General features: G+C 70.2%; 4 protein-coding genes. All 4 read right to left on the reverse strand.

The genetic code is table 11. The features are described from left to right. Positions 1-79: 79 nt before the first annotated feature. The 4 genes from VHW64_RS16115 to VHW64_RS16130 all read right to left on the reverse strand — a co-directional run bounded on the left by VHW64_RS16115 (position 80) and on the right by VHW64_RS16130 (position 5,578). The gene (locus tag VHW64_RS16115; RefSeq protein ID WP_329651595.1) at positions 80-2,995 is read right to left on the reverse strand and encodes a UPF0182 family protein; all 2,916 of its coding nucleotides are present in this window, start codon (positions 2,993-2,995) and stop codon (positions 80-82) included. Continuing rightward, the gene (locus VHW64_RS16120; RefSeq protein WP_329651596.1) at positions 2,988-3,557 is read right to left on the reverse strand and encodes a PPA1309 family protein; all 570 of its coding nucleotides are present in this window, start codon (positions 3,555-3,557) and stop codon (positions 2,988-2,990) included. The genes VHW64_RS16115 and VHW64_RS16120 overlap by 8 nt, the downstream gene beginning before the upstream one ends. After that, the gene (locus tag VHW64_RS16125) at positions 3,554-4,615 is read right to left on the reverse strand and encodes a YlbL family protein (RefSeq protein ID WP_329651597.1); all 1,062 of its coding nucleotides are present in this window, start codon (positions 4,613-4,615) and stop codon (positions 3,554-3,556) included. The genes VHW64_RS16120 and VHW64_RS16125 overlap by 4 nt, the downstream gene beginning before the upstream one ends. Before the next feature lie 510 nt (positions 4,616-5,125). After that, positions 5,126-5,578 (reverse strand): molybdenum cofactor biosynthesis protein MoaE, encoded by a 453-nt coding sequence (locus VHW64_RS16130; RefSeq protein WP_329651598.1) that lies wholly within the window; start codon positions 5,576-5,578, stop codon positions 5,126-5,128. Between the last annotated feature and the right edge of the window lie 250 nt (positions 5,579-5,828).

Here is a 5,828-nt window from a genome sequence, read left to right on the forward strand (position 1 = left end):
CTGCTCCACCCCGCGTCGGTGAGCGCCACTGTACGGGAGAGCGGAGGCGTCGTTCAAATCGCAGGCACGTCCGCGGCGTCTACTTCAGCAGGTTGAGGGCTCGGGCGACCTCGGCGCGAGCGCGGTGGTTGAGCCTGACCCACTCCGCGGCCCTGCCCTGCTGGAGCGCCTGGTCGGCGGCCGCGAAGTCGTCTTGTGCCTTCTCCAGCAAGGCGTGAGCCTTGGCCATCGCGCCCTTGTCCTGCTGACCGTTGCCGTTGCCGTTGCCGTTGCCGTTGCCGTTGCCGTTGCCGTTGCCGTTCCCGTTCCCGTTGTTGCCCGTGCCGGTCGACGACTTGCCGACCATGTCGGTGATCGCGTCCACCAGCGTCTGTCCGATCCCGACCCTGGATCCGTAGGACACCATGACGTAGCGCAAGGTGAGGTACGACGAGGACGACGACTGGTCGCGCATCGCGTAGACGGGCACGACGTACATCAGGCCCGAGGGCAGCGGCACCGAGACGACGTTGCCGTAGTAGGGCTCGGCATCGCCGAGGCGGAACGACTGGGTCTTGTGGCTGATCCGCGGATCGGAGGCCAGCTGGCTGTAGGCCTGGGCCGGACCGGGAAGGTTCTCGCTCGGCGGCACGTCGACCACGATCTTGCCGTAGTCGGGCGTGGTCGGATCGGAGTCCGCGGTCACGAAGCCGGCCAGGTTGCTCTTCCCGTTGGGCACGAAGGACGACGTGAGCGACCACGTCATCGTGCCGTTGTTCTCCGGGTCCGGGGCGAACATCCGGATCGGCGCCTGGTTCTCGTTCTTGTGGATCGCGTCGGGCGCGACCTGCCACAGGTTGCTGGCGTTGTAGAACGACCCCGGGTCCTTCACGTGGTAGCGCGCGTACTGGTAACGCTGCACCTTGAACATGTCGCCGGGGTACCGCAGGTGGGCCAGCAGGTCGCTGGGGATCTGGCTCTTGTCGAGCACAGTGCCGGGGAAGGCACTGCGCCACGCCTTCAGGATCGGGTCGCTCTCGTCCCAGGCGTAGAGCGTGACCTTGCCCGTGTAGGCGTCGACCGTCGCCTTGACGGCGTTGCGGATGTAGTTGATCTGGTCGGTGGGCAGCGTGCGGACGCCGGGCTGGTGGCCGACGACGTCGCTGGTCATGTCGGAGAACGAGTCCTGCTCGGACTGCGGGTAGCGGTCCGTGGTCGTGTAGCCGTCCACGACCCACAGGACGTGCCCGTCCTCGACGACCGGGTAGACGTCGTCGTCGAGGGTCAGCCACGGCGCGACCTTCTCGACCCGCTCGGCCGGCGACCGGTAGTACAGCACCCGGCTGTCGGGGCCGACCCGCGACGAGAGCAGGAAGTTCGGCTCGCCGAACTTGATCGCGTACATCAGCTTGTGGAAGAAGCCGCCGACCGCGACCCCACCGCCACCGGTGTACGACGTGAAGCTCTGCGCGCCTTCGGCGTTCATGTCGATCTCGGTGTTGGGCGCCCCCGGCGTCTTGCCGACGATGGAGTAGCCGTCGAGCATGTTCTGCCCGAAGTAGATGCTGTTCTGGTACGGGCCGGTGGACTGCTCGAGCGAGTCCTGACCGGGGTCCTGCCCCTGCGCCCACTCGGTCTGCTGGCTCTCCGCGGCGTTGTCGGCCGGGCGCTGGTTGGCGAACGCCGAGATCACGCCGCTGCCATGGGTGTACACGGTGTGCAGGTTGGACCAGTTCTGGTCGCTGGCGTTGATGCCGCTCGGGTCGAGCTCACGGGCGCCGATCACGAGCGCGCGGTCGATGCCGTCGATGACGTAGTGGTCGACGTCGAGCACCGAGTCGAAGGTGTAGAAGCCGCGCACGGCCTCGGTCTGCTCGAAGGTCCCCGAGATCAACGTCGGGTCGACCACCGGCACCGACGTGGTCTGGTCGATCAGGTCCTGCACCGACGCCGGGGTGACCGGAGCGACCTTCTGCTGGGTCAGCGCGATCGAGTTCAGGTCGTACGCCGCGCGGGTCGCGGTGATGTTGGTCGCGATGTACTTCGACTCCTTGTTCTGCTGGTTGGGGTCGACGGTGGCGTGCTGGACGAAGGCCGGCCAGATGAGGCCCAGCAGGATCGAGGTGATCACCAGGAGCGAGACGGCCACGCCGGGCAGCAGCCAGACCTTGCGCCATGCCGTGACGAAGAACAGCACCGCACAGATCACCGCGACGCCGGCCAGGATGTTGCGGGCGGGCAGGACGGCGTGCTGGTCGGTGTACCCCATCCCGGTCACCACCGAGCCCGAGCCGGTCACCAGGTCGAAGCGGTCGAGGTAGTAGCCGACGCCCTTGGCGAGCAGCACCAGGCCACCGAGGATCGAGAGCTGCACGGTGGCCGTCGACGACATCCGGTCGGTCGCCGCCTGGAGGCGGATGCCGCCGTACAGGTAGTGGACGACGACCGCACCGAGCGCCGACAGCACCAGCACCGCGATCACGAAGCCCACCACGAAGTGCAGCCACGGCAGGGTGAAGACGTAGAAGCCGACGTCCTTGTGGAAGTAGGGGTCGCTGGAGTGGAAGGACTGGCGGTTGACCCACAGCAGGAACGTGCGCCATTGACCGTTGGCCGCGACACCGCCGAAGAGGCCGACGACCAGGCAGGTGGAGACCAGCAGCAGCACCCGGATCGGCGCGACCGCGTCGCGGTAGCGGTCGAGCCCGGTCTGCTCCGGCGAGTCCGGCCGCTGGAAGGGCCGGGCGCGGTAGGCGATCACCATGTTGACCGCGACCGCGACCGCCATCAGCAGGCCGAAGCCGAGGAACAGCCCGGTCCGCGTCCACAGCATCCGGTCGTAGACCGAGGTGTAGCCGACCGAGCCGTACCAGAGACGGTTGGTGTAGATCGTGACGAACAAGGTGACCAGGAAGAACGCCAGGATCACCCCGAGCGCCGAGAACAGCAGGATCCGCGCCCGGCGTGAGCGGCGCGGCGCGAAGTCGTCGAACTCCTCCTCCAGGGCGTCACTCATGGTGCTCGCCGCCTTCTGCTCCGGCCTCGAGCGTGGCGCGCACCAGCTCGAGCAGCCCGGGGACGAGGTCGGGACCGGTGAGCACCGAGCCGTCGTCGTCGTGGGACCGCAGCCGGAGCGCGCAGTACGACGCGCCGGTGCGGGTCGCCGCGGCGACGATCCGCACCTCCTGCCGCCCCGGATGCTCTGCGGCGAACGTCGCGGCGGAGCCGGTGTCGTCGGGCAGCTGCTGCTCCACCTCGGGCGGGAGCACGAGGCGCTCCACGAGGGCCGCGCAGCCGTGCACCGTCTCGGGCCAGGTGATCGACGTGAGCTGGTCCTCGAGGGACAGCCCGGGCGCCAGTCCCTCCTGCTGGATCGACGTCAACGGGGCGTCGCCCAGCGTCTCCGCCAGCTGCGGCTCCCGCTCGGCCAGCCGCGCGGTCTCGACCAGGGCGAACAGCCGCGCAGGCTGGTCCCAGCCCTCTCCGGCGGCGTGCCGCTCGAGCTCGACCACGGCGCCGGCCAGTCCGGCGTCCGGGCTCCGGCCATCGACCGACAGTGCCCCCTCGCCGTAGCTCACGTGCCACTCCTCTTCGAGGCGGTGCACTGGGGCAGGGCGACGTCGTGGTTCTTGCCCCAGGCGGTCACCTCGGCGATGGCCTGCTTGAGCGTGGCGATCTGGGCGAGGCGCATCGACCCGTGGTCGCTGGTGATGGCGTCGTCGCAGTTCGCTGCCGGCACCAAGAAGAGCTGCGCGCCGGCCTGACGGGCGCCGACGATCTTCTGCTGGATGCCGCCGATGGCGCCGACCCGGCCATGACCGGTGATGGTGCCGGTGCCGGCGACCACGCCGCCGGAGGTGATCGACCCCGGGGTCAGCGTGTCGTAGATCGACAGCGCGAACATCAGCCCCGCGCTCGGCCCCCCGATGGCGTCGTTGATGTTCACCGACACCTGGAACGGGAAGTCGTAGCCGATGCCGAGCTTGACCCCGATGTACTTGTGCCCGTCGACGGTCCTCGGCGTCACGTGCACGGTCACCCGCTTCCCCTGCCGCTCGACGGTGACCGGCACGGACCTCCCGTCCGGCACGGCGGCGATCAGGTTGGGAACGACCGTCTTCGGGTTCACCTTGGTCTTGCCGACCTTGAGCAGGATGTCGCGCGGCTGGAGCTTGCCGACCGACGGCATGTCGGGCTGGACGACGACGATCTGGAGGTTGGGCTTGACGGAGTACCCCAGCTGCCGCAGCGCCGCGGCGACGGCGGCGTCCTGCGAGCTGATCATCTCGACCTGCCCCTCCTCCTGGTCCTCCTGCGAGGAGCCCGAGCTGCCGTACTGGATGGCGAAGGGATAGATGCCGTCGTCCCGGCTGAACCAGGTCCGCATCAACGTGAGCAGGTCCAGGTCGGAGTTGCGGTCGGTGACCGAGACGGTCGTCATCCGCAGCTGTCCGGCGTCGGGGTACGTCGGGTGGCCCTGGACGTCGATGACCGGTCGTCCGTCGTTGTCGCCCAAGACGTTGACGGTCAGGCCGGGGGCGTAGGTGACGAAGGGAAGGGGCTTGATCGCGGCGTACATGCCCAGGGCCAGGAGCAGCGGCACGGCCACCGCGGCGGCCCAGGTGCGCTGCGTCATGCCCGAAAGCCTCTCACCCGGCCGAAGTCAGGAGGCGCGACGGGTCGACCGGCCCGGCTCCGCCTCGGACCCGGGCCGCGGTGCCGGTGGCCGTCGCGCGGGGTGCGCCCGCGGCTGGAGGCCGTCGTCCGACTCGGGCGCCAGAGCCGGGGCGGGCGCTGCCTGCGTCGCTGCGGACGGGGACCGGCGCAGGGCCACCCCGGTGCTCCGCTCCCCTGGACCCGGAGCCCGCCCTGGGGTTCGAGCCGGGGTTCGAGCTGGGGTTCGAGCTGGGGTTCGAGCTGGAGCCAGACCAGGGGTCCGCGTGGCGGACCGCCCGGGTCTGGCCAGCGCGGCACCTAGCCGACGTACGGCGACCTCGCGGTCGACCTCGCCCCGGCCCGCCCGACCCAGCCACGAGACCCACAGCATCGCCAGCACGGTCGCCACCACCGGCGGGGCCAGCCACCACAGGATCTCCACGCGCCCCAGGGTAGGCACCGCGAACGCCGCCGTCCGCGAGGCGCGCGGTCAGGGAGAGCCCACCCACTCCTCGCGGCCGTCGGCGAACTCCTGGTGCTTCCAGATCGGGACCTCGGCCTTGAGGGAGTCGATGAGCGAGCGAGACGCGTCGAACGACGTCCCGCGGTGGGCCGACGTCGTCGCCACGATCACCGCGATGTCGCCGACGGCCAGCCGGCCGACCCGGTGTACGGCGGCGACGGCGTGGACGGCGTACTCCTCGGCCACCTCGGTGCACACGCGGCGCAGCGACTCCAGTGCAGTCGGATGCGCGGAGTACTCCAGCCCCCGCACGCCGAGCCCGTGGTCGTGGTCGCGGACGCGCCCGATGAACAGCGTCAGGCCTCCCGACGCGTCGTCGTCGAGGGCGGCCACCACCTCCGCAACGTCGAGGGGGGTCTCGCGCAGGTCGACCAGCCGCAAGGCGGCGGCCGGCTCGCCCTCTTGATCGGATCTCACCACAGCCTCAGACCCTACGGCCTGCGCCGGCCTGGGTGGCCAACTCGGTGACCCGCTCGTCGCTCACGTGGCGGCGGCACGGCGGCGGCACGCCGGCGGCACGGCAGCGGCGCTGCCCCCTCATCGCCGCCTCACCGTCCCCGGCCACAACCGGTCACGGCGTACCGTTGAGCCATGACCGAGCAGCCGCCCGACGACCAGAACCCGTTCCGGGGGACGCCGTTCGAGCAGTTCTTCAGCGGGGGCGCACCCG

This window comes from Nocardioides sp. (genome assembly GCF_036267815.1).
Lineage (GTDB): Bacteria > Actinomycetota > Actinomycetes > Propionibacteriales > Nocardioidaceae > Nocardioides.

Bases quoted from the DNA above. Each gene is read 5' to 3' on its own strand.
- VHW64_RS16125 (WP_329651597.1), bottom strand. From the start codon at position 4,615: ATGACGCAGCGCACCTGGGCCGCCGCGGTGGCCGTGCCGCTGCTCCTG.
- VHW64_RS16115 (WP_329651595.1), bottom strand. From the start codon at position 2,995: ATGAGTGACGCCCTGGAGGAGGAGTTCGACGACTTCGCGCCGCGCCGC.